24 protein-coding genes and 1 tRNA gene are annotated in these 25,464 nt (G+C 34.7%); 12 read left to right on the top strand and 13 right to left on the bottom strand.

Features of this window, described 5'->3' with window-relative positions:
- Complete coding sequence (locus tag ACQ5J2_RS01115; RefSeq protein WP_432671853.1) at positions 1–1,113, bottom strand: glycosyltransferase family 2 protein; 1,113 nt, start codon at positions 1,111–1,113, stop codon at positions 1–3.
- Between the two features lie 12 nt (positions 1,114–1,125).
- Positions 1,126–2,064, bottom strand: a complete 939-nt coding sequence (locus tag ACQ5J2_RS01110; RefSeq protein ID WP_432671852.1) for a hypothetical protein — start codon at positions 2,062–2,064, stop codon at positions 1,126–1,128.
- 55 nt (positions 2,065–2,119) lie between these two features.
- On the opposite strand from ACQ5J2_RS01110, the gene ruvC reads away from it, so the two are divergent.
- On the top strand, positions 2,120–2,674 hold the full coding sequence (ruvC, locus tag ACQ5J2_RS01105) for a crossover junction endodeoxyribonuclease RuvC (protein ID WP_432671851.1): 555 nt from the start codon (positions 2,120–2,122) through the stop codon (positions 2,672–2,674).
- A gap of 128 nt (positions 2,675–2,802) precedes the next feature.
- Positions 2,803–3,936, top strand: coding sequence for a radical SAM family heme chaperone HemW (gene hemW, locus ACQ5J2_RS01100; RefSeq protein ID WP_432671850.1), 1,134 nt, complete (start codon positions 2,803–2,805; stop codon positions 3,934–3,936).
- On the opposite strand, the gene ACQ5J2_RS01095 is transcribed toward hemW, so the two are convergent.
- Complete coding sequence (locus ACQ5J2_RS01095) at positions 3,933–4,316, bottom strand: hypothetical protein (protein ID WP_432671849.1); 384 nt, start codon at positions 4,314–4,316, stop codon at positions 3,933–3,935. The two genes, hemW and ACQ5J2_RS01095, sit on opposite strands and share 4 nt — an antisense overlap.
- 70 nt (positions 4,317–4,386) lie before the next feature.
- On the opposite strand from ACQ5J2_RS01095, the gene ACQ5J2_RS01090 reads away from it, so the two are divergent.
- The 7 genes from ACQ5J2_RS01090 to ACQ5J2_RS01060 all read left to right on the top strand — a co-directional run bounded on the left by ACQ5J2_RS01090 (position 4,387) and on the right by ACQ5J2_RS01060 (position 9,272).
- Positions 4,387–5,154, top strand: a complete 768-nt coding sequence (locus tag ACQ5J2_RS01090) for a cyclase family protein (protein WP_432671848.1) — start codon at positions 4,387–4,389, stop codon at positions 5,152–5,154.
- A gap of 93 nt (positions 5,155–5,247) precedes the next feature.
- Entirely contained in the window at positions 5,248–5,619 is a 372-nt protein-coding gene (locus ACQ5J2_RS01085) for a four helix bundle protein (RefSeq protein WP_432671847.1), read from the top strand.
- Positions 5,620–5,667: 48 nt separating this feature from the next.
- Positions 5,668–6,027 carry an MmcQ/YjbR family DNA-binding protein gene (locus ACQ5J2_RS01080; protein WP_432671846.1) on the top strand — a complete coding sequence of 120 codons (360 nt, stop codon included), beginning with the start codon at positions 5,668–5,670 and terminating at the stop codon, positions 6,025–6,027.
- 1,054 nt (positions 6,028–7,081) lie between these two features.
- Positions 7,082–7,747 (top strand): hypothetical protein, encoded by a 666-nt coding sequence (locus ACQ5J2_RS01075; RefSeq protein WP_432671845.1) that lies wholly within the window; start codon positions 7,082–7,084, stop codon positions 7,745–7,747.
- 186 nt (positions 7,748–7,933) lie between these two features.
- Positions 7,934–8,659 (top strand): PH domain-containing protein, encoded by a 726-nt coding sequence (locus tag ACQ5J2_RS01070; RefSeq protein ID WP_432671844.1) that lies wholly within the window; start codon positions 7,934–7,936, stop codon positions 8,657–8,659.
- 75 nt (positions 8,660–8,734) lie between these two features.
- Entirely contained in the window at positions 8,735–8,986 is a 252-nt protein-coding gene (locus ACQ5J2_RS01065) for a type II toxin-antitoxin system ParD family antitoxin (RefSeq protein ID WP_432671843.1), read from the top strand.
- 55 nt (positions 8,987–9,041) lie between these two features.
- Positions 9,042–9,272 (top strand): type II toxin-antitoxin system RelE/ParE family toxin, encoded by a 231-nt coding sequence (locus ACQ5J2_RS01060; RefSeq protein WP_432671842.1) that lies wholly within the window; start codon positions 9,042–9,044, stop codon positions 9,270–9,272.
- Positions 9,273–9,367: 95 nt separating this feature from the next.
- Here the strand turns inward: ACQ5J2_RS01060 and ACQ5J2_RS01055 are convergent, their stop codons facing one another.
- From ACQ5J2_RS01055 to ACQ5J2_RS01015, 9 genes are all read right to left on the bottom strand, one after another.
- The gene (locus tag ACQ5J2_RS01055) at positions 9,368–10,534 is read right to left on the bottom strand and encodes a glycoside hydrolase family 26 protein (RefSeq protein ID WP_432671841.1); all 1,167 of its coding nucleotides are present in this window, start codon (positions 10,532–10,534) and stop codon (positions 9,368–9,370) included.
- 2 nt (positions 10,535–10,536) lie between these two features.
- Positions 10,537–12,165 carry a glycosyltransferase family 2 protein gene (locus tag ACQ5J2_RS01050; protein ID WP_432671840.1) on the bottom strand — a complete coding sequence of 543 codons (1,629 nt, stop codon included), beginning with the start codon at positions 12,163–12,165 and terminating at the stop codon, positions 10,537–10,539.
- Positions 12,155–13,810, bottom strand: a complete 1,656-nt coding sequence (locus ACQ5J2_RS01045) for a tetratricopeptide repeat protein (protein WP_432671839.1) — start codon at positions 13,808–13,810, stop codon at positions 12,155–12,157. The genes ACQ5J2_RS01050 and ACQ5J2_RS01045 overlap by 11 nt, the downstream gene beginning before the upstream one ends.
- A 301-nt stretch (positions 13,811–14,111) precedes the next feature.
- A complete protein-coding gene (locus ACQ5J2_RS01040; RefSeq protein WP_432671838.1) occupies positions 14,112–15,887 on the bottom strand; it encodes a M56 family metallopeptidase in 1,776 nt (591 codons plus the stop codon).
- Entirely contained in the window at positions 15,884–16,255 is a 372-nt protein-coding gene (locus tag ACQ5J2_RS01035; protein ID WP_432671837.1) for a BlaI/MecI/CopY family transcriptional regulator, read from the bottom strand. The genes ACQ5J2_RS01040 and ACQ5J2_RS01035 overlap by 4 nt, the downstream gene beginning before the upstream one ends.
- A 12-nt stretch (positions 16,256–16,267) precedes the next feature.
- Positions 16,268–16,690, bottom strand: a complete 423-nt coding sequence (locus tag ACQ5J2_RS01030) for a hypothetical protein (RefSeq protein ID WP_432671836.1) — start codon at positions 16,688–16,690, stop codon at positions 16,268–16,270.
- A gap of 246 nt (positions 16,691–16,936) precedes the next feature.
- Complete coding sequence (locus ACQ5J2_RS01025) at positions 16,937–18,037, bottom strand: DUF4407 domain-containing protein (RefSeq protein WP_432671835.1); 1,101 nt, start codon at positions 18,035–18,037, stop codon at positions 16,937–16,939.
- Positions 18,038–18,208: 171 nt separating this feature from the next.
- Positions 18,209–18,643 carry a hypothetical protein gene (locus ACQ5J2_RS01020; RefSeq protein WP_432671834.1) on the bottom strand — a complete coding sequence of 145 codons (435 nt, stop codon included), beginning with the start codon at positions 18,641–18,643 and terminating at the stop codon, positions 18,209–18,211.
- Between the two features lie 188 nt (positions 18,644–18,831).
- Complete coding sequence (locus ACQ5J2_RS01015; protein ID WP_432671833.1) at positions 18,832–20,220, bottom strand: dipeptidase; 1,389 nt, start codon at positions 20,218–20,220, stop codon at positions 18,832–18,834.
- 177 nt (positions 20,221–20,397) lie between these two features.
- Between ACQ5J2_RS01015 and ACQ5J2_RS01010 the strand changes: the two genes are divergently transcribed.
- The 3 genes from ACQ5J2_RS01010 to ACQ5J2_RS01000 all read left to right on the top strand — a co-directional run bounded on the left by ACQ5J2_RS01010 (position 20,398) and on the right by ACQ5J2_RS01000 (position 22,832).
- Positions 20,398–21,162, top strand: coding sequence for a COG4705 family protein (locus tag ACQ5J2_RS01010; RefSeq protein ID WP_432671832.1), 765 nt, complete (start codon positions 20,398–20,400; stop codon positions 21,160–21,162).
- A 70-nt stretch (positions 21,163–21,232) separates the two neighbouring features.
- Positions 21,233–21,314 (top strand) — tRNA-Leu (locus ACQ5J2_RS01005).
- A 426-nt stretch (positions 21,315–21,740) separates the two neighbouring features.
- Positions 21,741–22,832 (top strand): hypothetical protein, encoded by a 1,092-nt coding sequence (locus tag ACQ5J2_RS01000; protein WP_432671831.1) that lies wholly within the window; start codon positions 21,741–21,743, stop codon positions 22,830–22,832.
- A 390-nt stretch (positions 22,833–23,222) separates the two neighbouring features.
- Here ACQ5J2_RS01000 and ACQ5J2_RS00995 read toward each other — a convergent pair whose 3' ends face one another.
- A complete protein-coding gene (locus ACQ5J2_RS00995; protein WP_432671830.1) occupies positions 23,223–25,430 on the bottom strand; it encodes a VapE domain-containing protein in 2,208 nt (735 codons plus the stop codon).
- Positions 25,431–25,464 lie beyond the last annotated feature (34 nt).

Here is a 25,464-nt window from a genome sequence, read left to right as displayed (position 1 = left end):
TTAGTGTTTCCTGTTTTTCCATTCGTATGTTCCCCCAAAAGAACGTAAAGCAACTCCAGCGCTAAAGAATGGATAAAGTAAAGTACTCAATAAATAGAATCGAATTTGTCGCGGTTGAATGAATTTTCCCGTATGGTATTGCAAAATAAAATCGACTGCTATTTTTAATGCAAATAATAAATACCAATCCCAAAACGGTATTATTCCAACAAGGCAAAATAGCAGTCCAACGGCAATAGCGAAATTTCCCGAGAAAACAGATAGCGCTAAAGTTTTTGCGAAAGCACTTTTGTAAGCCGTCGCCTTTGAAGCCCATCGAATCCTTTGCTGGATTAATTCCTTGAATGTGAAACAAGGATAGGTCAAAACTAAGAAATCATGACTTTTTAAGTAACCTATTTTAGAACTTCCAAATTGATTTGAATTTAATGCTTTTTGTAACAAAAAAACATCATCACCACTGGCAATATGGTTAGAATCTGCAAAGCCATTCAAAGTCTGAAATAGATTTTTACTATAAGCGAAATTGGCTCCATTACACATGAATGGTTTGTTAATTCCAAAACTTCCAATTGTCGCACCTTGCAAACTCATCAGTTCTAATAGTTGAAAATGCTGCAGAAAATCAGCAGTAGTGAGGTAACTTACAGCACCGGCAACCATTTCATAATCATGTTCTCTTATAAAAGCATCCAGTGTTTTGAGCCAGTTTTCAGGAACCAGACAATCCGCGTCTGTCGTGATAATCCATGAATTTTTGGATTGCTGAACAGCAGTTTCAATCGCATCTTTTTTAGGTGAACTCGATTTTCGGATGTTTTGTAAAACGCAAACGTCAAAATTATAAGTATCGATTTTGAATCCATCATCAGAAGCATCATCAACTAAAATTACTTCAAACAAATCTTTCGGGTAATTCAATTGAGAAATGGTTGACAACAATTCAGGAAGTAATTTAGCTTCATTTCGAAAAGGAATAATAATGGTAAAAGTAGTGGCTGGACTTTGGTATTGACTACTGAAATAAGGCACTTTTTTTATTCCAAAAGAAAGTCTAAGGATGAAAAACCCATAAACGATTATGACGAAAAATAAAATAAGACTAACAATCATGGCATTTTATTTTTAAAGCGATTCGGTTTTTAGTAATTGAGGTTTGAATCTAAAAACGTAAACACTTCCAATCAAAACAGGGAGGACAATATTTAAAAACCACATCAACATGCTGATGAAAACCACAATCCATTCGTTTATTCCTAAAAGTCCGAAGAAGTAAACAGCGACACCTCCTTTAACGGCAAAATCAAAAAACTGAAATGTTGGTAGAGAGGAAGCGATAAAGTAAACCGCAGCTATGGTTCCCATTAAAGTAAAGTAAGGTAAATCAACGTCAAAGGCGATGAATAAGAAATAGTATTGGTGTGAAAAAGTCAAATAGCGCAAAATGGCCAGAAAGATGTTTTTGCGGTGCATTTCTTTGGGCAAGGCATTGATTTTAGTAAAAAATTGCGAAAGCGAATAGCCTTTTATCGTGATTTTCTTAAGCAAATATAAAGTCAAACTAATGGCTGAAACTACCAAAAGTAAAATACCCATTTCAAACCAATAACCTAAAATCAGCAAACCAATTATACCAAAAAGAACACTCAAAATCATCTGAATGCCGTTGCAGATTAGGTTAAGAAATACAACTTCTCCAGTGTCTTTTTTAGGGAAATAAAGTGCTTTTCCGGCATATTCACCAATGCCATTTGGCGTAAAAAGTCCAGCGGTTAAAGCCGCTAAAACTTGTTCAGTAGCTTTTGATAACGAAATAGGTTGGAGTTTTTGAGCTAAATTCTGCCACTTTAATATTTCTAAAAAGCGGTTTTGAAAACTCAAGTAAAGTATAAAGGCAATACCAACAATTGATTTCTTCCGTTCCAATAAGTCCAGAAACTGGTTCCAATCGAGCTTCTCGTTATGAACGAGTTGGTTGTAAATAAAATATAAAGCACCACCAACGATTAAAAGTTTGGCGAGAAACACGAGGAATTGTTTAGCTTTGTAGGAAATTGAAATCATTGCCGCAAAGGAACAAAACTTTTGAACTTTAAACGGTTAACTTTAAAATAAAATATTGAGTACCGAACGCATCATATTAGGAATTGACCCCGGAACGACCATCATGGGTTTTGGCCTCATAAAAGTAGTCAATAAAAAGATGGAGTTTCTGCAATTGAACGAGTTAATTCTCAATAAATACGACGACCATTATATGAAATTGAAAGTCATATTTGAACGTACGATTGAATTAATTGACACCCATCATCCCGATGAAATTGCGATTGAAGCTCCTTTTTTTGGTAAAAACGTACAATCGATGTTGAAGTTGGGAAGAGCCCAAGGTGTTGCAATGGCGGCTGGACTTTCGCGTCAAATTCCGATTACAGAATACGAACCTAAAAAGATTAAGATGGCGATTACTGGAAACGGAAATGCTTCGAAAGAGCAAGTGGCCAAAATGTTGCAACAACTTTTAGGATTGAAAACCTTGCCCAAGAATTTAGATTCAACAGATGGATTAGCGGCTGCGGTTTGTCACTTTTTTAATAGTGGGAAAGTAGTGGGAACTAAGAGTTATTCGGGTTGGGATGCTTTTGTGAAGAGTAATGAAGACAGGATTAAGAAATAATTTTTTGCCACAAAGGCACTAAGAAACAAAGGTCACTTAGTAGGCATAAATAAGTTTTTACTTTTAATGTTTTAGGTATCTACTACTATAAATACTAATTGATACTTATCTAAAACGAAATTGAATAAATGGCAGGAATTTACATCCACATCCCTTTTTGCAAACAAGCCTGTCACTACTGCGACTTTCATTTTTCGACTTCGATGAAGAAGAAAGACGACATGGTTTTGGCTTTAGCCAAAGAAATTCAATTACAAAAGCACGAGATTGCTGAAAAAGTCGAAACAATATACTTTGGAGGAGGAACGCCTTCTGTCCTGACGAATGCCGAAATTGAGTTTTTGATAAAAGAAGTATATCAAAACTTTGAAGTTATTGATAATCCCGAAATAACGTTAGAAGCAAACCCTGACGATTTATCGGAAGAACGGATTATCGCACTATCAAAAACACCCATCAACCGCCTTTCCATTGGTATTCAGTCTTTTTTTGAAGCAGATTTGAAACTGATGAATCGAGCACATAATTCGGAAGAAGCTAAAAAGTCGCTAGAAATTGCTGCGATATATTTTGACAACATTTCGGTGGATTTGATTTACGGGATTCCGGGCTTGACCAATGCAATGTGGAAACAGAATATCGAAACTGCTTTATCTTTTGGCATTCCGCATATTTCGAGTTATGCTTTGACGGTGGAACCTAAAACAGCTTTGCATAAATTGATTCAAACGGGAAAGATTGTAGCACCAAAGGATGATGTGGCTCAGGAGCATTTTGAAATTCTTGTACACACATTGACCGATGGCGGTTTTATACATTATGAATTGTCCAATTTTGGCAAGCCGGGTTATTTTTCACAAAATAATTCAAGCTATTGGTTGGGTAAGAAGTATTTGGGCATAGGTCCGTCGGCACATAGTTTTGATGGGAAGTCGAGAAGCTGGAATGTTTCTAATAATATGCTGTATCTTAAAAGCATATTGGACAATAAAGTGCCACAGGAAGTTGAAATTCTTACGGAACAAGACCGCTATAACGAATATGTGATGACGGGATTGCGAACGATTTGGGGCATTTCGTTGGAACGCATTGAAAGTGATTTCGGAGAAAAGTACTTGCACTATTTGCTGAAACAAGCGGATAAGTTTTTGAAGGACGAATTGCTTGCGATAGAAGAAGGTGTCTTGACAGCCACTGCAAAAGGGAAGTTTTTGGTGGACGGGATTGCATCAGACTTATTTATAATAAATGATGGCGACTAAAATTTACCAAAAATAGTGTTCAATACGCCTGAGAGAACTGCAGAACCAAAATCGGAAGCCCCGTTTGGGTTAAAAGAATCTATTTTAGGGGTAAACATGGTATTCTGCGGAACAAAAACAGATTTCTGGTAATAGAAAGTGTCCTTTTTTACATAGTAAAAATCATTAAGTTTGGTCGTCGGGTTGTAAATGGAGAAGTCGGTTTCAGGGTTGAAACCAAGGACACTCAACTGGAACGTGTAGTCTTTCAAGCTGAAGAGCGGTTGTTTTGAAACTACTGATGCGGTGTGAAATGTTTTTGGGGAAAAGACTTGAAAACGGGTTTGACCAAATATAAAAATCGGAAAAAGAAGCACCGCTAAAACGATTGATTTTTTCATATTTATAAGTATATTCGATTACTGAATAAAGGTACGAACTTATTTTAGAACAATTTTAAAACTTTTTTATTTGAAAGCGAAACTATTTCTACAAAATAACGAAATTAACGTTGATTTTTCCAGACCACTCGATATTTCACTCCCACTTTCTAACACTGCAGAAAATCCGATTGCTTGGTATCAGGAGATTCCGGAGATTGAGCCTGTGAAGTTGGGCGATTGGATTGGGAAAGTTTCGGAAGGAAAATCAGCGACGAATTTTAATAATATCTTTTTTAATCCGCATGCTCATGGGACGCATACGGAGTGTTTGGGACATATTACGAACGACTTTTATAGTGTGAATGAGGCGCTGAAAACCTTCTTTTTTACGGCTGAATTGATTTCGATAACCCCAGAAGCTGTAGGGGAAGATTTGGTTATTTCGAAAGTGCAAGTAGAATTGGCTTTGCAAAATAAAACTCCGGAGGCAATTGTGATTCGGACGTTGCCGAACATAGAAGAGAAGAAACATCTGAATTATTCCAACACCAATCCGCCTTATTTGTCTGAAGAAGCGGCGGTTTTTATTCGCGAAAGCGGGATTAAACACTTGCTGGTTGACTTGCCGAGTGTGGATAAAGAGCACGATGAGGGTAAATTAGTGGCACATAAAGCATTTTGGAATGTGAAAGATGTCAAGGTATTAAATTCAGACGCCCGAATGGATTGTACGATTACGGAACTGATTTTTGTACCAAATAAAATTGTAGATGGAAGTTATTTATTAAATTTGCAACTTGCTTCTTTTGTGAACGATGCGAGTCCGAGTAAACCAATTTTATATGTTTTGGAGTAATACCATACGATAGTTAGAGCGGTTTTAAAGTTTGCAGTAACCAAGACAAGGAAAGTTTTAAATTAGAGCATGTAGATTTAGATAAAAACAGAGATGGATTATAACGATTTATTAGGGTATAAAAAATCATTTGCGGTAGCGATGTTGATTTTTGAGGTTTCAAAAGAGTTTCCGGTGGAGGAGAAGTATTCATTGACCGACCAAATGCGACGTACTTCACGGAGCGTTTCGGCAACGATTGCGGAAGCGTACAAGAAGCGTATATACCCCCGAAATTTCTTGAATGCACTTATAGATGCGGAGGCTGAGAACGCCGAAACGCAGGTATGGCTTGACTTTGCATTGGAATGTGGTTATCTAAAGGAGTCCAAACATTCTGAACTTTCGGAGATGAATGATGAGCTGGCAAAATTGATATGCTACATGAGGGAAAACCCTGAAAAATATGGTTCTAACAAGCTGTAAACGTTTGTTGTTGAATGGTAATTGCTAAATTTTAACTCCCACCTTATTATGAATATTGAACAATTTTATGAATTTTGCTTGGCGAAAAAAGGAGTGACGGAACATTTTCCTTTTGACGAAGAGACACTAGTGCTCAAAGTAGGAGGTAAGATGTTTGCTTTGTCGTCTTTAAAAGGATGGGAAAAGGGAACACCTGCCGTCAATGTAAAGTGTAATCCTGAACGTGCCTTACAACTCAGAGAACAATATCAATCTGTAAAACCAGGCTACCACATGAGTAAAGTGCATTGGAACACGGTGACTTTTCATGGCGATGTGGCGGATAAATTGATTTGTGAGCTGATTACCGACTCGTATGACTTGGTGTTTAAGAGTTTGAGTAAGAAGGTGCAGGAGGAAATTGCATAGGGTGGTTGAAAAACGAAGGTTGGAGGTTGTGGGTGCATTGGGGAACATTGGCAGACGACGGGGGTAGGCGGACATACCTTCGGGAACGTTGCCAGACGGCCGGGGTAGACAGGCAGACGACCGGGGTAGACCAACAGACGACTGGGGAAGGCTGACAGACCTTCGGGAATGTTGCCAGACGGGTGGGGAAGATTGACAGACGACCGGGGAAGAGTGACAGACCTTCGGGAATGGTGCCAGACGAGTGGGGACGATTTCGGGTAAAGTGAGGTGTGATGGATTTGTATATAAGTTTAGGAATTGGCACGAGCGGGAAAAGATTCTTTCTTACTGGCTGTATTAGTTGGAGCAATTGATGGGATTGCTTCGTTCCTCGCAATGACAATGTTGGGGAGGTGGAATTGTTGGGGACTAATACTCCTCTTTTTTTATGTCATAAAGTGTGGTAAAGATTCTTTCTTACTGGCTGTATGAGGTGGAGCAATTGATGGGATTGCTTCGTTCCTCGCAATGACAATGTTGGGGGCTGGAATTGTTGGGGACTAATACTCCTCTTTTTTTATGTCATAAAGTGTGGTAAAGATTCTTTCTTATTGGGCTGTATTAGTTGGAGCAATTGATGGGATTGCTTCGTTCCTCGCAATGACAATGTTGAGGGGGTGGAATTGTTGGGGACTAATACTCCTCTTTTTTTATGCCATAAAGTGTGGTAAAGATTCTTTCTTATTGGGCTGTATGAGGTGGAGCAATTGATGGGATTGCTTCGTTCCTCGCAATGACAAATAGGAGGCTAAAGTTTTAGTGGATTTGGACAACGAATTCGGGTGGTTTAAATTATTTTTAGTTGTTTGTAAAATTTTTTAAGAATGTAATTGTTTTTTTATTATTTTTACAATAAGCTTAGGTTTAGTACGGTAGGCTTTTTTTAGATTTGTCTTTGTGGCGTGGGTCTTTGGGGTTTTGGATTTGAAAAAGGTACGATCTGTGCTGGTTTTTGATACTTAATTATTTTGTGGTTTTATAAATTTAGTATTCATTTTTAAACTTTTTAATTATGGCATTTAGTGTTAGATTTGAGGAGTATGTTCCTCTTGGTAGTTTTTTGATGGTGAGTTTCTCCCGGGATCAACGGGAGATTGAAGGGAAATTTCCGAAACTGAATGTTGCTTATATGGGGGATTTTCAGGGTCAGATTGATAAGGTGAAGCAGCTGGAAGGTAAGTTGCATTTGACGGAGAAACAAAAGGCGGCTACGCAATCTTTGTATGCAAAGGCGGATGAATTGAACGGTAATTTGAACTTTTTGAGTTCGTATATGCGGGATGCTGAGCTGAGTACTACGGTTGTTTCTGAGGTTAAGGAAGAGTTGCATAGAGATGATATTGAAGCGGCAGTTTTGGGATTACGGAATTTGAAGCCGTATGTGGTTGCTCATCAGGCGGCGTTAGAGGCGAATGGAATGGCTACTAATTTTTTGACTTACTTAGATGATACGATTGTAATTTTAGAGGATTTAAATACGTTGCAGAATAGTGTGATGAATGCTCGAAAAGAATTAGTGCGTGCTAACATTTTGCAATATAAAGACTTGTATTCGTATATTTCGACTGTGGCAGAAAAGGGGAAGTTGGTTTTTAAGGGGTCTGGGAAGGAAGACGAGTATATTATTACTAACATCATCGCTCGAATGCGGGCTCCTGAACGTAAGGATAAGGAATAAGGAAAATAGAATTTGATTGGTTTATTTTGTAAATCCCAGTAGGCTTAAGTACTATTGGGATTTTTTTTTGTGATTTGGCGAAAGCCTTAAAAATGTTAAGGAAGGTATTAATTTAGAAAATTAGGTAGTATTTTTGCAGGGCGAAATGCAAGAGTAAGTGGACTGTTACGTATAAATTATTAGACTATGAACGAGCACATCAAAAAGTTCTTGAATGAAGAACAAGACCCAAAAGCGATAGAGAAAATCACCAATAAGTTGGCCGATTTGTTAATGAAAAATGAAGAGGTGGGTTATATAGGTGTTCAGAAGAAACCGGTAACCGTTTTTCCAGACAGTATTGTATTGACAAACAAGCGGATTATTATTTGCAAGCCTAAGAATTTGGGTTTCTCGATGGATTTTACCGATTATAATTGGGAAGCTGTTTCGCACACTTTTGTGAATGAAAGTTTGTTGGGTTCGGAATTTTCGTTTACGACGCTAACTGATTTGACGGTTTCGATTGATTATTTGCCGAAAATTCAGGCACGGAAGATTTATACGTATGCGAAAGAGCAGTTGGAACTTTTGAAGATGAGTGGTGCTGCCCCTGCTGCAATTGTTTTGCAACCGGAGGTAATTGCAACCGTACCGGAAGAAAGTTTTAAAGAACCAGCAGAAGTGATTGAAGAGATGGAAACGGAGGAAGTGACTGATTTTACTACCCTAATTCCGGTTGAGCAGTCAGGGTATCGGGATGAAAAGCAATTTCCAGACCCTATTCCGGATTCAAAAGAAAGTGACTTGCTTGAACTTTCGCAAGATGAATTATTTGCTAAATTACAGAATTATAAAAAGTTACTGGACAACGGACTGATTTTGCAAGGTGAATATGATGCTTTCAAAAAAGATATTTTGAGTAAAATGTAGTTAGGTGTGAATCCAAAAAAGGATTCGTAATAATTCTAAAAGTTACTATTTTTTGGTAACTTAGCTAAAAAATTTATGGAAAGAAATACTTCTATATCGCTTGGTAGTCATTTCGAAAGTTTTATTGAACACAGCGTGAATGATGGAAGATTCAATAATGCAAGTGAAGTTGTCAGAGCCGGTCTTCGTCTTTTAGAAGATGAGGAAAATAAAATTGTAGCTTTAAGAAAAGCGATAAATGATGGAATTGAAAGTGGACGTGCAGTAGATTTTGATGCTAAAAAACATCTAGACGTTTTAAAAGCAAGAAAAACATCAAATGGCTAACTATTATTTAACACATAAAGCTGTTGATGACTTATCTGAAATTTAGGATTATACAATGGAAACTTGGTCTGAAATACAAGCTGAAAAGTATTATGATTTACTTATGGCGTCATGCGATTATTTAGCTAATAATCCAGGACTTGGTAGAAACTATGATGTAGTATCGAAAGGAATATTAGGTTTTAAATCAGGTGAACATATAATCTTCTACTCAATTATATCAAAGAACGAAATAGAAATTGCAAGAATTCTTCATGGAATGATGGATTTAAAAAGTAGACTTTAAGAAGCCTCACCTTTGGGCTGTAGTACCAGAACATTCCTACTAATTGCTATAAAACAAAAATCCATTCGTTACTGAATGGATTTTTTTATGTTGTGTTACTTCATTTGCAAGCTATCCGGCCATTTGGCGACATTTGACTTGAAGGTTCTTAAAATTTCTTTATCATTGATGATGTTCCAGTTTAGTACTTGGAGTGTGGTGGTATTATCAGCATCAAAATGAAATATCAGTAATGATTTTACCAGCGGATATTTGATAGGGATGTCTCTCAGGGCATCGTTGTACCATTTATTACGATCGCCACCATACGCCAAACTGGCAAACTCGGTTAGCATCATTGGTTTTTTGAAAGCGGCCAATTCTTCGTAGTGGTTTCCGAGAATTTCATCAAAAGACCACCATTTTCCCCAATTGACAACAGGTCCATAATTTAAGGTACCTGTCCCTACATAATCTACATATTCTGGACCCGGATAATAATCGTTGAAGTAGCCGTAAGCGGGATGGGGAGCCCAAACCCAGATGATATTAGTTACTCCTTGGTTTTTAAAGAGGTCGTGAATGTGTTTCCAAGCGAGCACAAATTCTTTTGGTTTATTGTTTTGTGGTCCCCAAGGGTACCGATAGGGGTCGTTCATTTCATGCGCTAAACGAATGATGATGGGCGTTCGTACTTTTTTCGCTTCAAGTGCCCAAGTTTTTAGGTAAAAGTCATAAACGCCGTTTGCCACATCCGTCATTCCTTTTTTATCTCTCGTTGCCGTAGGTCGTAGTTCTGGATGTTCCGCTTGGTCAAAGTCGGTGAGCCAAGGTTCCCACGTTATTACAGGTATTGACCCTAAATCTTTAATGTCCATTACCTGCTTTTTTGGGAATTCTTGATCTCTCTTATTTCCCCAAGCCGTGTAAATGTGAATTAAAGGAAATGTCATGCTTAGCGAATCCTCTAGATTTAAAATAGGCTTGAAATTCGTAATTGCGTTGTTGTCAAATGCACCAATAAATAGCAGTTTTGGGTTTTTTAATTCGTTAATATTGTAGATGTATTTTTTCAACCATTTCAGTTTTTCACTTCTGGTTTGTTCGCGCTCTTTTATAATTCCTTTTTGTTCGATTGCATGAACGGTATTCTGCATTGAATTTAATAACTGCTCAATAGGCCCCACTGAATTATTGCCCAATTTACTCAAGCCAAAAACGATTGCGATACCTATTAACAATGACGTTACCGTCATAAATATTCTACTATTTTTAAGTGCCATAGCTATTGATTTAAAGTTTGTAAATTAGAATGGCTTTCGGTTTTGATTTGCTTTAAATCCACGAAATCCCAACAATCCTCGGCCTTCATACGTTTTGATTCAGATGCAGCATAAATGCCAATCACACTCATGATGAATGACACACTTGCAAAACCTACCATTGACCAGACGGCTTCTCGTGTTTCTAACAAATCATATTCCGTCATGTGGTATCTTCGATAAAAGAAAAGTGAAACTAGTGTTGCTATATAGAAGAACACGATGAGGTATAAAGGTCTTGCAAAGGGACTGATGCTTCCGATGCTCGCTTTTTTTGCCGTTGGAATATATGGGATATCTGCATTTACAACGCTTAATAGAAACCCTAGAAAAAATACAGGCCAACATGAAAATTTTAAAATCATTCCTTTAAAATGCAATCCGCGTTCACTTCGGGTGTCACTCATCCATTTCTGAACGTATAAATAGATGGCAACGGCAATGATGACAATCATACCGCCTCTTGAAATGAATTCGGCAAAAGGAATATTAGTAGGTGTAATTCCCGTCATAAAATAAAAGAACGGAAACAGGGTAAAGAAACACGTAATAACTCCGTTGAGGTAATAGGTGCCAATGGTGAAGTAGGAAATTCGTTGCCATCCCGTGAGCTTTTTGAATAACTTGGGAAGCTCTACAAAAGTCACTTCAAAAACACCACGAGCCCACTTTAATTGTTGTTTGCAAAACGAGCCAAAATCTTCAGGTACTAAACCCCGACTGACCACTACAGGATTGTAAATTGATTTCCAACCTGCGGCATGAATCCGAATGGAAGTAATTAAATCTTCGGCTAAGCCAATGCCATGTCCTCCGGCACTTTCTAATGCTTTCCTTCTAAATGTACAGTTGGCGCCAATTGCTACAGCACCACCTAGTCCAAATAAACCCATTTGAGTAGGCCCATAGAATGTATAGGTTTGTTCCGCTGCAGCAGCAGCTGTAAAGGAACGGTATTGGTTGTAATAGGCTTGAGCAACTTGCACAAAACCCACTTTTTGATCGTTGAAAAATCCTAAAGTATGATCAAAAAAGTTGGGAAACGGAATGTGGTCTGGATCCATAATTAAGATGAAATCTTCGGTCGTTCTTTGTAAAGCCGCGTTCACTTTTCCTGCTTTCGCACCCGGAAGTCCTACGAGTTCTAGCCAAACGGCACCATGTCTTTCGGCACATTCTTTAAACCGAATATCCTGTGTATCGTCTAGCAAATAAGTGGTATGTGGATAGGTAATATTTTTGCAAGCCTCTAGCGTTTTTTCGAACATCTCTAAAGGTTCGCCGGGACTGCTTGTTGTAAATAGTGCTACTTTTAGATTAGGTGGAGCAGGAATTGCTTTGGGTTTCGTTATTTTTAGGTAGTTAATCCAAATCAGTACTAAACGAATAATGCTGTACCACAGGCAAAAACTAAGCAGGATATACATCCAAAAACTACTGATGTGAACGCTTCTAAACCACCAATCGGCAAAAGATAAAATAGAGATGCATCCCGCAATTACCAACGAAAGCAATACTATTTTGTCAAAAACAGTTGCGTCTTTGGCTTCAGAAAAAGTAAATAAATTACTATAAGAAAATTTATTTTTCACTTATGATTTTATAATTTAAATTAAGCATAAATGTATTTGCGGTATAAAAGGCGGTCTTGAAATATTCGTATTTCATTCCGACAGATATTTTTCTATTCAGTTCATAGTTCAAATCCGCTTTATAATTTGCTGGATTAAAGTTGTCCGAATAAAAGCCTTTATCTATAAAAAGTTGATTAGAACTATCTTCATTTAAAAATAAATAAGGGTTGTCCCATTTTGCATTAAAACCATAACTGCCTCGTAAATTGACTACTAATTTAGGACTCAAATTTAATTCTATGTTTAATAAAGCACTATGAATTTTTTGATTTTGTGGTGTGAAATAGGACATGTAAACCCCGTCAACAGTAGTTGTTGTTCCAAAATCTTCCACAATTTGTGCAATCGATTTTATAGCAGTAAAATTGTCGCTTTCCGAATCCATTGCTTCGTAGGAATATCCAAATTTAGCATTAATTGTTTTCGTTCCAATTGCGGGAGACAATAACCATAATGAAGTTGCCGCAATGACATTGTCATCATTAAATTTTTGATTTTGAAATTGAATATTTCCCGAAAACTTTTCGATGTCGCTTATGGAAAGCGCGACGCCAACATTATCTTGTAATACAAAATGGGTTGTACTAGGTAACGAATAATAATACGGATTGCGTGAAAACTCAGCAAGTAAATCCACTCCTTTTGTTACTTTTTTTGATAAAAGTAAACCACCGATTAAGGCACTTTCTTCTGCAGTAGGCAACATGGTAGTTCCAACAAATACATCCGCTTTTAGTTTAAGAGAATTGAAATCAAATTTGTTTCCAATCTTAAATGTTTGCGAACTGCTGTTTAAAGTATCGTTAGAAAATTTATTAAAAGCCCCTTCAAAATACCAATTTAGGTAAGAACTTTGCATTTTTGAAATTCTAAGTTTGGGAATTAATGTCTGCATTGGCTGATTATCATCAATGTAACTTACTCCTAAGTTGATATTTGTTGCTTTATACGACGCGATTTCTCTTTTTAAATAATATAAATCTACATTGGATTGCAAGCTTTCAGGTAATTCTTTGAATAAACGCATCGCTCTATTGAGTTTATTATCATAGTAATAGCTTTTAACACTGTATCCCCAAAGTTCAGGAGAATTCGGGTCATTTTTCCTTAATTGAGCAAATACAACAGCAGCTTCGTCATAATCGCCAATCGCAAAAAGCATTTTGGCGTAATCATTTTTTACTAAAACATTTTTTTCGTCTAACGCTAATGTTTCTAAGTAATACCGTTTCGCATTGTCAATATCCCAAGTCCAATAAGCCAGCTGTGCTGTTTTCCAGGTGGTCATAAAATCATTTGGGTAGGAAACCTGATAGGTTTTCATTAATTTATAAGCTTCTTCTAGTTTGTTTTCTCTAATTAATTGGTCCGTTTGTTCAAATGAAGGACTGTATGTAGTTTGAGCAATAGAATTAACACTAATCAATAAAATAGTAATAAAGAAGATTTTGGAAAAAATCAAATTTGGATTTATAAACTGGAAATCAAAAGTTTTGTGTGAGTTGGTTTTTTGCAAAATAGGTTTCTTCGTTTTTAATGTGATTGCCGGTATACTTTTTAAATAAAAGAATAATTCCCGATTCGTTTGATTATAGTGATTCACTCGTACGAGTTGACAAAAAACATCAACCCTTATCTGATTCGCTACGGTGTTAAAATGAATCCGGTAACTTTAGTTTTGTTAACAACATTAAAATGGATTGTAGCTTTTAAAAATCTAAATGTGTTTACCAATATTTTTAATATTAAAATCAAAAATTCAAATTCATTTTGACAAAATTAATAAAATTTTATAACAAAGCTTGGTATTACGCTACTCTTTTAGATGCGGATTTGTAGAAATATATGTACACAGCTAGTTTGGATTAACAAAAAAATCCACTTCGAAAAGTGGATTTAAGTCATTAATTTTTGATGCTTATCGGTAAAGAATACAATACACGAACTTTTTTTCCATCTTGTTCGCCCGGAATCCATTTGGGCGAAAGTTTTAAAACCCGGATGGCTTCTTCACCTGTACCGTGACCGATGTCTCGCATTGATTTGATATTGGTTAGACGTCCATCAGGTTCAACAATGAACTGGATGTAAATTCTCCCATTTAAATCTTTAACATTGGGCGTTTTATAATTTTCTCCTACAAAATTGTAGAAAGCTTGTATTCCACCTGGGAAGTCAGGCCTTTTATCTACCATATTGTAAATTGTATTTGAATCATTTGGGTCAACTTTATCTTCCATATATACAGTTTGGACCGGTACTTCGTTGTGTTCTAAAGGTTTTTCTAAAATTTTTTGAGTAACTATTTCTTTCTGAAAATTTTCAAAAATCTCTACTTTATCTCCACCATATTTAGTGGGTTGTTTTCCGATTTTATTTTTGTCAAAATAGGGATGCGTATAAAACCAAAACTGAAAAGGTTGTGGATGTTGTTTAGTTCTCGCATTTTTTAAAACTGAACTTCCCGAAAAAGACGCAATATCATCAGGATTGTATTTATTCAGTTCTGAATTAGGTACATTTTTTCCATCAATCCAAATTGCATATTTTTTACTGTTTTTATAATCTTCCAATTCGGCTTTTGTTGGAGATTTTTTAACCCTTGCTTTAGGTACTTGTAGCCATACTTTATATTTGATTTTATCCTCTGTGGTTAATTCTTCATATAATTTGTCCATTATTAAATCCTTTCCAACAGTTTCAATTTTGGTACTGTAACCCTTTTTATATACTTTGAACCGTACTCCTGCAAAATAAATATCTCTTAATTTATCATCTGATAGTTTAGTTTGTTCAGTTGTTGCTTTTAAAGTTTCATTCCTTTGTTGTGCAACAGTTTCAATACAAAATAAATAAATCATTGCCGAAAGAATAGGAGCTAAAGCTAATTTCCGTAAAAACAGCATTTTGCTCGATGTGCTTTTTGTCATCATAATTAATCGTTTTTTTGTTACTAAATAATTTAAATTACTGGCCAAGTAAAAGTTTGTGTTCGTGGATGCTTTTTGCAAAAGTAAATTTTGGTAAAACGGAACATTATCATAAGAAGTCACGACTTTTTCGTCTGCGAGAAATTCGTGGTTGAGTTGTATAGCACGTTTATACAAGATAAATAAAGGGTTAAACCAAAAAATGGTTTTTAAAAACTCAATAAATAAGATGTCAAAAGTGTGTTTTTGATTTACATGAGTAAGTTCGTGGGTAAACAATTCATCTTCAATTTTTCGGTTTTCAAAATCGTCTTTATTGATGAAAATATAATGGAGAAAAGTGTGAGGTAAGACCTTTTCATTCAGTAAAATTAAAGTAGAATTTTCAATTTTATCTTTAGTATTCGAATTGATTTTTCTTTTAATTTCAATCAAATTAATTAAAAAACGTGTTGCTAAAATGGCTGTAATTAAGGCATAAAAACTCCACAAAATCATTGGTAAATAATTTGATTCTTCTTCCACAATTACCGCTGTAAATGGCATTGCTTGAATAGTATTTTGTCTGACAATAGCAGTATTTTCGACATAAATTTCAAAAGTAATAAATGGAATTAGAAATGAAAAAGCAAGACCAAACAATAGATAAAACCGGTTGAACTGATGCATTTTTTCTTTTTCCAACAAGAAAATATAGACGGCATAAAGCGCTCCAAGCGAAAGGGTTGATTTGATGAGAAAGTCTATCATTGTTGTTTCTTTTTAAGTTGTACGTCAATAATTTGTTGAAGTTCTTGTAGTTCAGAAGCCGATAAATCAGTTTGTGTGGTAAAAAACGAGGCAAATTGTGAAGCAGAATCATTAAAGAAATTTTTAATCAATCCGTTCACGTGTTTTGAGAAATAATCATCTTTGGAAACCAAAGGCACATATTCCCGATTGTTTGCGATTGTTTTATAACCCACAAATTTCTTGTCAATCATCCGTTTTAATAACGTTGCAACTGTAGTTGAAGCTGGTTTCGGTTCTGGGAAACACTCTAAAAGGTCTTTCATAAATCCTTTTTTGATGCTCCACAAATATTGCATTAATTGTTCTTCTGAATTGGATAATTGCATTTTATTTATTTTTTAATCGGTGTACGTTTCTAATATTGGCTCGCCTTTTTCATAAATTTTTGTTCCTAAAAGAACGCCTTCTGAGTCATAAAATTTCCATTCTCCGGACAAGAACCAATGAAGATGTTCGTCCTCAATAATCATTTTTGAAATGCCGATTGCTCTAATTTGGCCATTGTTGTGGTAATTGGTTGTATAACATATACTGTCTTTGTACTTTCGTTTTGTTACTAGCCTTTGGTCAATATAATCTTTCCAAGTTCCAACTTCAAAATCTTTTTTATAACGTCCTTTTGACTTTGATGTGACGCTCATAAAAGTATCTTTATAAACCCATCTACCGACTTTCTCACCGTTTTTCCGTTGATTGATTTTGCAACTTGAAAAGAAACAAGTACAAAAAATAACTACGGACATTAATTGGATAATTTTCATTTTTTAAATTCTTGCTCTACAAATGTAGAAAACTTTTTCTTATTCTACAAATGTAGAGTATAAATTTTTATTGTGTAGAAAATGAAGTGTTTGAGGAAGTTTAAATTATGAAAGAACTTTTTTCGACTGATTAAGTAATTGTAAATGTCTTTTTTTACAAACAAAAACACTCAGAAAAAACCACTTATATAGGTGATTTTTTGAAATTATTCTGCAATTCAAAGTAGTTTTAAAGTCACTTTAGTACTACCACGTTTTTTTTTGTTTCTTTATAAACTTTGAAGCTTGTTCTTCGAGTAATTCTTTTGTCTTTTGGTAGTGCGACTTCAGTAATTCGGCATCAGAGGAGAGGTCGTTATGTGTTTTATCGTGTATTTCCGCACTCGTTTTCACTAATAATTCCCGTTGGTACTTATCTTGGCTTATGGTGGCTTGCAAAGCCATTTCAGCATCTCGTAATTTCAAATCGTATTCGCCTTTTGGAGCTAATAATTTGGCAATAATCGGCGAAGTTTCGATAGCTAAAAATAAAAGCATAATGAAAAATGAAGGCAACCATGGCAGTTTGTCTAAAGCATTAATCCGTGCCATGAGTCCGTCAAAACCGTCGATAATGGGTTGGGTTTCGGAAATTTTTTTGTCTAAATCCTCTTGAAGGGTTTTTGCTTTTAATTCTAAGTCAGTAATTTTTTTCTGATTGGTAGTCTTTAAAAGAATTAAATCTTGCAATCCAGCGTCGTGTTTTTCTCTTTTTTCTTTGTAAACTGGACCTTTGCCGAGTTTTTTAGTTCCGGAAGTTCCTTCGGCTTCAGTAATGTAAACGGCATATAAATCGTTCACTTCTTTTTCTTTTTTGTAAATGTCGGATTTTAAACTGTCAATCTGGGCTTGGTTTTTATCTAAGTCACCTTGAAAGTAATTGGCCACTTCTTTTTTATTGGTCAATGCCATTGCATTCTTTTCTTGCAATAGAACGGTATTGATTTCTTTTTGGAAAATCTTTATTTCTAACGGTTTAGAAATTACGATGGCGATGATAATTGCCAAAACAATTCGAGGCGTAGCTTGAATGAATTCGCTTTTAAAACTGTCTCTCTTTTTGATGGTGGAAACGATAAATCGGTCGAGGTTGAAGATGAGTAATCCCCAAATAAATCCAAAAAAAGTAGCGGTATAATAATTATCAAAAACAGTGTATAAAGCATACGAACCCGCTATAAAAGCCATTACTGCAGTGAAGAATACGGTGGCGCCAATACCGATAAATTTGGTCTTTTCTCCGTCCGAACAGGTTTTTAGTACGTCTTTGTCAGCTCCTGAACAAGAAATAAAAAATGATTGTAACATGATGATTGAATTTGATTGATGATACTGATTAGTCTAATTTAAACGAATTATGTTACTAAGTGTTGTAGGTTGTTCATAACTAAATGGCTAGAAATAGAAAATCCGTTTATTCAATGAAGAATAAACGGATTTCATTTCAGGAACGTGTCCTTCAAATTTATATCCAAAAATTTAATACTGATAATTAATAGGTTCGTCCCCACTTTCTAAATTTATCGAGACGCTGTTCGGTCCTGAAATTTGGTAGGGAGTCAAATCAAAAACAACCGTTTTTACAAATGCTGCAGCACATAGTTCATTCATAACCAGCTGAATTTTAGCCGTACGTTGTAGCGGAAAAACATCAAAAAAGGCGTCGGTTGAAAATAAATTTAGCGTCCAGTTATTCGGGTCGCAACCACTAGCGCCAATAGTTACTGACAAACAATTTCCGCTTAAAGTAACATTAGTACTAATGTAATAATCCGTTTCAACAGCGTCATATTGCTCTTCAGCTAAAACAAAGGCATTTTGACCACACGATACAATTGCTTTTGATTTATCATCTGAAGTACAGGATGAAAAAAGAAGTAAGCTAACTGAAAGAAAGACAATTATATTTTTCATAATAATTTGATTTTGTTGTTAATAAGATGTAAAAAACAGATATGGTTGCTTTGCTTTTTATAGAAAATTATTGGAAGGTTTGATTTTTCTGAAATATTTTTTTAGCTTGTACGTAGTTGTTTTTATCAAAAAATCCGTTTACTCATTGAAGAATAAACGGATTTGAATATGATTATATTGAAAAAATTCTATTTCGAAAGCTCTACAAAATATTTATAAAACAAAGGAATCGTTTCAATACCTTTTAAATAATTAAAAATTCCGAAATGTTCATTTGGCGAGTGAATTGCGTCTGAATCTAAGCCAAATCCCATCAAAATAGTTTTTGATTTTAACTCTTTTTCAAACAAAGCTACGATTGGAATACTTCCTCCAGAACGAACCGGAATTGGTTTTACACCAAAACTTTCTGAATACGCTTTGTCAGCCGCTTGATAGCCGATGCTGTCAATTGGTGTTACATAACCTTGACCTCCGTGATGTGGTTTTACTTTTACAGTCACGCCACTTGGAGCGATGCTTTCAAAATGTTTGGCGAATAAATCCGTGATTTCATGCCAATCCTGATTTGGAACCAATCGCATGGATATTTTGGCGAAAGCCTGACTTGCAATAACCGTTTTAGCACCTTCACCTTGATAACCTCCCCAAATTCCATTTACGTCCAATGTTGGTCGGATAGAGTTTCGCTCGTTAGTGGTATAGCCTTTTTCACCGTAAACATCGTTTAGTTTCAACGCATTTTTATACGCTTCTAAGGAGAAAGGCGCTTTTGCCATTTCAGCACGTTCCGCATCCGAAAGATCTTCTACCTTATCATAAAAACCTGGAATGGTAATGTGATTGTTTTCGTCGTGCAATGAAGCAATCATTTTTGCCAAAATATTGATTGGATTTGCAACGGCTCCTCCATATAGTCCAGAATGTAAATCCCGGTTTGGACCTGTAACTTCTACTTCTACGTAACTCAAACCTCTCAAGCCGGTGGTGATGGAAGGTTGTGTATTGGAAATCATCCCTGTGTCAGAAATTAAAATCACATCGTTTTTAAGTTTTTCTTGATTGCGTTCTACGAACCAGCTCAAACTTGACGAACCTACTTCCTCTTCACCTTCAATCATGAATTTCACGTTACAAGGAAGGTTATTGGTTTTTACCATATATTCCATGGCTTTAACGTGCATGTACATTTGGCCTTTATCGTCACAAGCACCACGTGCGAAAATAGCTCCTTCCGGATGAATATCCGTTTTTTTAATAACGGGTTCAAATGGAGGTGAAGTCCATAATTCCACTGGATCTGGCGGTTGCACATCATAATGACCGTAAACCAAAACCGTTGGTAATTTAGGATCAATCATTTTTTCAGCGTAAACAATAGGATAGCCTGGAGTATCGCAAATTTCTACTTTATCGCAACCCGCTTCTTCTAGTCGCATTTTTACTGCATCTGCGGTATCAATCACGTCTTGAGAATAAGCAGAATCGGCACTGACCGAAGGTATTTTTAACAATTCAATCAGTTCATCGATGAACCGCTGTTTGTTTTCTTGTACGTATTTTTTAATATCGTTCATAAGGTGTTGTAATTGTTTGTAACGTCAAATATACAAATTGAAAATGCATTTTCCCATAATTTTTGTATTTCTTAAAGGTTGATTAAAATGCATGTACTGATGTACGAATGTGATGTCGTTTAAAGTTAATTGTAATGAATAAATAACGGTCATTTTAATAATTGTAATTTGGAACTCATGAATTATAAAACGGATAAAGATTTTGTTAAAAAAGTTGCAGATGTAACGGTACTTTTTTGGGTTATGAAAATTAGCGCTACCACTTTGGGCGAAACTGCAGGTGATATGTTATCGATGACTTTCAATTGGGGTTATGGAATTAGTTCTGTATTCTTATTGACGTTTTTTCTGGTAACATTTCTAATTCAGTTATTTGCAAAAAAGTATAATCCTATTGTATATTGGTTGGTAATTATTTCGACAAGTACGGCCGGAACAACTATTTCAGATTATATGGATAGAAGTTTGGGATTGGGCTATCTGACTGGCTCATTGATTTTATTTTCGATGTTAATGGTGATGCTATCGATTTGGTATTTTTCTGAAAAATCGCTTTCGGTTACCCATGTTCATTCTCGAAAAGCAGAATTATTTTATTGGTTGACAATATTAATTTCAAATACGCTGGGAACTGCTTTAGGTGATTTTCTAGCCGATGATTCTGGACTTGGATTTATGGGTGGAGCACTTATTATTGGTAGTTTGCTGCTGGTTTTGGGAGTATTATTTTTCTTTACGAAAATTTCAAAAGTGCTTTTGTTTTGGATTGCTTTTGTTTTAACCAGACCCTTTGGAGCGACATTCGGAGATTTATTGACCAAATCGGTTGATAAAGGTGGACTTAATTTGGGAACAATTGGTTCTTCACTTGTATTAGGAAGTGTTTTAGTCGTTTTAATTGGAAATGAATGGTTTAAAGAACAAAACCGATTTTCAGCGTAAATAATTAAATTTTTTTACTTCTAGATGTTTGTAGTTTCATAGTAATGCTTATATTTGCACTCACAATTTCGCGGATATGGTGAAATTGGTAGACATGCCAGACTTAGGATCTGGTGCCGCAAGGCGTGTAGGTTCGAGTCCTATTATCCGCACTTTCATAAATTATAAAACCCTTAAGGCAAACGCTTTAAGGGTTTTTTGTTCTATTTTTTGTCGAAAAATTGTCGAAAATCGGTTTGTTAAAGGTTTTTTTTGAATTTTTATTTATTCGGGGATTCATTTATATAAGAATGCAAATAGCAAGTAATTTCATTCACTTATACAAAAACTTCTACATTACCTGCTTTTAATGCTTTTGTAAACGTTCATAAAGATATTTATTTATATAGAATTTATTTTTTGTGATAGTTTCAGAGAATGTTAGAAGTCGAAATTTATAATAAATAATTTTTATGACCTTGCTTGTTTTTTTAGAGGCATTTTCTATATAATTGTAAATTTTTTTTATATTTGGAAGTAATAAGATGGAGGTTTTCAGAGAATTACATTGTATTAAATTTCAAATGACTATATAGAATATGACTTTAATTGTTGGGTACATCCATTCAGATTCATCAATCCATATATTTGCTGATTCAGCAGAGACTATTGATTCTATAAACAAAGAGAAAACTGACTATAATCATGAGACATTTAACTCTTTTGGTGAAATTCTTCATTCTGATAATGACAGCATAACTATTGAAAGCGCTCAAAAAATATTTAATTTCAATGACACAATAATAATTACATTTTCTGGACAAGTTTATGAGGGAGATCAAGTTCTGAGAGATTTGAAATTTGAAATTGAAAATTACAAAGGCAATAATATTTCCAATATTATCTCGGATTATTTTCTTAAAAGAAAACCTTCATTATCTGAATATATAATTGGATTTAGAGAAGATAATAATCCGAAAATATATTATTATAGAAATAAAGGTGGATTTCTTACGAAAAATGGAGCATCTATTTTATTGGGTAGTGGAAGTCAAAATGAATTACTAAGTTTACCTTTAGTTTACACATTAGAAATTTTAAATAAAAGCCGGACAACTTCTGATAATTTATCAATTTTATTAATTTCTATCATACAATGTTGTGCTATCAATGCTTTAACTTTTAAAAGTGGCGTTGGTGGTTTTTTTAATGGAGCATACATTAATTCTAAAGGTGTTGTTCAATGGGCAAAAGACACGAGCTGTTCAATGTACTCAAGTAAACATTTTGAACAAGGAGAACGATTTCTTATTAATAAATTCAATAGAGATAATGTTACTTACATAACCTCTCCGAAAATTGAAAAAACAGCTTTTTTCCCTAATACCTTTATTAATAAAATATCACCAAATGAATGGGTTCAAAAATGGAGTACGGAATTAGATAATTTAAATACAAATTGTATTTGCGACTATTATTCTTTTATTTGTTATGATCGAAGAATAGTAACTTTAGTTAATCGAAATAATGACCGCTTTGAAAAATATCTAAAAATAAAACCATTAAATGACAATATAATGGAATTGATTATGAGTGAATTACTTCTTAAAAACCTTTTGTCGTATTCAGTTGACCCATTAACAAATAAAGAGTTTATAAATGGTTTTGGTGTTCAATTAAACTACTTGTAAAAAAGTGTTACAACTACGGTTTTCCAAAATTGTGATTTTTCAAGCTGCAAACCTTTTTTCAGCTTGCAGGCGACTAATAGGTAAGCAAAAAAGCAGTAAAAAATAAATATTATATTTTTTCTTGCAAAACTACTTACACTCCTTACACTTCTTACATTTTCCCATATTTAGAAGTACTTAACAAAGGTTTTATATTCTTGCACTAACTTACATTATCAAATTTCAACTTACACAAATTCAATTCTTGGATTTTTTTAATAGTGTAAGTTAGTGTAAGTTAGTGTAAGATGATTTTATTTTTTTTTCTGCTTTTAAGTATTGGTTTTATTAGAAAAGTGTAAGGAGTGTAAGTAGTGTAAGTAGTTTTGCAACATTTCAAATTTGATTGAATTATTCAACACTATCTTTATATTTTACTGCATATTTTGTAGTAGAAGCACTTCTTTTTTTCTCAAATTTTAAACTTGTTAATGCTTTGCCTATAGTGACATTGTTTAGTTTGATACTAGGTGCAAAGCCAGCTAAATAATGCTGTATTTCGGTGCTCGTTAAAATTTTTGTTTCCTCAACTGTTTTTGGAATTTCTAAATATCTACAAATCAAATCTTTTTCGGGTGACTGAATTTGAAATTTTGCATTTCTCATTTCGTTGAGACTCATATCTGCCGATGTAATTGTTTCATCAAAATTTTCGTCATTCGAAAGGGTAAACGCTTGTCCCCACAATTTATCCATATCAAAGTTGTTTTTGTAGCTAAAATCTATTGTGTCGGCCACAAAACACAACCAACGAACAGAACCCGTTTCATCGTGTAAGAATGTGCTTAAATTAGTAGAACCAATGAAGTTCGCAACCCTCCTAACTACTGAATCTTTTTTGTCATAAGGGAATCTAACTTTTATTTTATCAGCACTAAAAAGTGATTTTAATGTGTTTATTTCTTGTCTAGATAACGATGCTAATTCGTCAAGGTTGACGATGAAGTTTTGCGTTAAGGAAATTTTTGCATCTTTTTCATCCTTTGGTAAATCATCTTTTATATAGTTAGATAATGCTTTTGGGCAAAGATTCCTGATCCAAGTTGTTTTACCAATATTTTGACCTTTTCCCTCATCTGAGATAACAAAAGCATTTTTATTGAAGTAATTGTCAATAGTTGCGCATTTTACAGCACGTACGCACCACTTTTTAAAATGATAATTATACTGTTCTTTGTCTTCATCGGGAGATAGTTTTACATAATCGGCATATTGAGTAATGTAGTCCGTTGCTTTATCCCAAGTTGGTAGTGCTTTAAAGTAGTCAATAAAAGGATTGAATTTGGGCACGAAATCGCTTTTTAAAATTTTTTCAAGTGTTGATGCTGGGACTTTAATACTTTTCTTTTGCATTTCAATCCATAGGGTATTTTCATTTAAATCAGTCCAGTCATTCGCATTTATCTTGCTAATTTCAATTTCGTTTGAAATTATATTGTGTCTAATTTCGTAGTTTTCGTTAAGGTAGTCTTCTGTAATGTGAATTATTGTAGTAAGTACTTTTTCGGGAGTGGTATCAACTATACTTTTATTTTTTACTGCTAAATCAATTATTTTTTGAAAATCTTTAGCGGTGTGGCCCTGGAAATAATCAGTTACATCATAACCTTTAATTTTATTGTCAGAAGGCAGTTGCAAAGAAATTATTTCACTGTGTTTTTTTATGATATTATTTCGCCCAATTTCTCCACTTTCATCATTGTCATAGCAAATAAGCAAATTTGTGCAAAGGCTTTGCAACATTGCAATATTTTCAGCTTTAGGCGTATTTGTAGCACTTCCAAAAGTAACAGCATAAAAACCCCTAGAATGTGCTACAATAACATCTTTTTCGCCCTCTAAAATAATTAAGTTTTCTATTTTTCCTGTTGGCAATTGTTTTAATCCAAACACAACATTATTCAAATGTGGTATGAGGGTTTTTTTGATATTAAATTTGGGTTGTTCGGGAGTGTATTTTTTATAAAGGCCATCTATTTCATAAGCGAAGGAAACTGTTTTGTCTTTTGTCTTAAATGGTTTATTTGGATCAAAATAATGTTCCGCAATTGAAAACACATCATATTTTTCTAAAATAGTTTTATCAACTCCCAGTTTGTTCCAGTAATCAAGGTCTAAATTTGTAAACGGTCTTTTTACAACTTGCAATTTACTTTTTGCAACTTCAACCTTTGCATCTTTGCAACTCGCTTGCAAAGGTTCATCTGTACCAGCAATTACCTTATTTGTAGCGGTTTTAACAGGGTTTTTGTTTTCGTAATTGCTTTGCAAAGGAATATTCATCGTATTTGCAATATCCTGCAAAACATTTGAAAATTCAGTTTTGCAATCTTTATTTATTACGTACGCCACAAATTGCCAAACATCGCCTTGACGTCCTGTACTACCGCATTTGAATGAACCATTGGAATATACTTTGAGAGAAGGGTTTTTATCTGGTGCAAATGGACTTGAAATGTTGCCTTTAGGAAAATCATTTAGTCCTAAATAGGTTGTGTAAATTGCATTACTATTGGTATGCAATAAAATTATATCTTTGCTTAATGAATTTGCGTTCATGATAGAATAATTTAATTAACCATTGCAATACTAC

The organism is Flavobacterium sp. SM2513 (assembly GCF_050908145.1).
GTDB lineage: Bacteria > Bacteroidota > Bacteroidia > Flavobacteriales > Flavobacteriaceae > Flavobacterium.
This window is presented reverse-complemented; position numbering and strand designations above follow the sequence as displayed.

Bases quoted from the DNA above. Each gene is read 5' to 3' on its own strand.
- ACQ5J2_RS01060 (WP_432671842.1), top strand. From the start codon at position 9,042: ATGGAAACTTGGTCTGAAATACAAGCTGAAAAGTATTATGATTTACTT.
- ACQ5J2_RS01095 (WP_432671849.1), bottom strand. From the start codon at position 4,316: ATGAAAAAATCAATCGTTTTAGCGGTGCTTCTTTTTCCGATTTTTATA.
- ACQ5J2_RS00995 (WP_432671830.1), bottom strand. From the start codon at position 25,430: ATGAACGCAAATTCATTAAGCAAAGATATAATTTTATTGCATACCAAT.
- hemW (WP_432671850.1), top strand. From the start codon at position 2,803: ATGGCAGGAATTTACATCCACATCCCTTTTTGCAAACAAGCCTGTCAC.
- ACQ5J2_RS01055 (WP_432671841.1), bottom strand. From the start codon at position 10,534: ATGGCACTTAAAAATAGTAGAATATTTATGACGGTAACGTCATTGTTA.
- ACQ5J2_RS01085 (WP_432671847.1), top strand. From the start codon at position 5,248: ATGGATTATAACGATTTATTAGGGTATAAAAAATCATTTGCGGTAGCG.
- ACQ5J2_RS01115 (WP_432671853.1), bottom strand. From the start codon at position 1,113: ATGATTGTTAGTCTTATTTTATTTTTCGTCATAATCGTTTATGGGTTT.
- ACQ5J2_RS01040 (WP_432671838.1), bottom strand. From the start codon at position 15,887: ATGATAGACTTTCTCATCAAATCAACCCTTTCGCTTGGAGCGCTTTAT.
- ACQ5J2_RS01080 (WP_432671846.1), top strand. From the start codon at position 5,668: ATGAATATTGAACAATTTTATGAATTTTGCTTGGCGAAAAAAGGAGTG.
- ACQ5J2_RS01015 (WP_432671833.1), bottom strand. From the start codon at position 20,220: ATGAACGATATTAAAAAATACGTACAAGAAAACAAACAGCGGTTCATC.
- ACQ5J2_RS01030 (WP_432671836.1), bottom strand. From the start codon at position 16,690: ATGAAAATTATCCAATTAATGTCCGTAGTTATTTTTTGTACTTGTTTC.
- ACQ5J2_RS01075 (WP_432671845.1), top strand. From the start codon at position 7,082: ATGGCATTTAGTGTTAGATTTGAGGAGTATGTTCCTCTTGGTAGTTTT.
- ACQ5J2_RS01025 (WP_432671835.1), bottom strand. From the start codon at position 18,037: ATGTTACAATCATTTTTTATTTCTTGTTCAGGAGCTGACAAAGACGTA.
- ACQ5J2_RS01010 (WP_432671832.1), top strand. From the start codon at position 20,398: ATGAATTATAAAACGGATAAAGATTTTGTTAAAAAAGTTGCAGATGTA.
- ACQ5J2_RS01065 (WP_432671843.1), top strand. From the start codon at position 8,735: ATGGAAAGAAATACTTCTATATCGCTTGGTAGTCATTTCGAAAGTTTT.
- ACQ5J2_RS01070 (WP_432671844.1), top strand. From the start codon at position 7,934: ATGAACGAGCACATCAAAAAGTTCTTGAATGAAGAACAAGACCCAAAA.
- ACQ5J2_RS01035 (WP_432671837.1), bottom strand. From the start codon at position 16,255: ATGCAATTATCCAATTCAGAAGAACAATTAATGCAATATTTGTGGAGC.
- ACQ5J2_RS01020 (WP_432671834.1), bottom strand. From the start codon at position 18,643: ATGAAAAATATAATTGTCTTTCTTTCAGTTAGCTTACTTCTTTTTTCA.
- ACQ5J2_RS01110 (WP_432671852.1), bottom strand. From the start codon at position 2,064: ATGATTTCAATTTCCTACAAAGCTAAACAATTCCTCGTGTTTCTCGCC.
- ACQ5J2_RS01000 (WP_432671831.1), top strand. From the start codon at position 21,741: ATGACTTTAATTGTTGGGTACATCCATTCAGATTCATCAATCCATATA.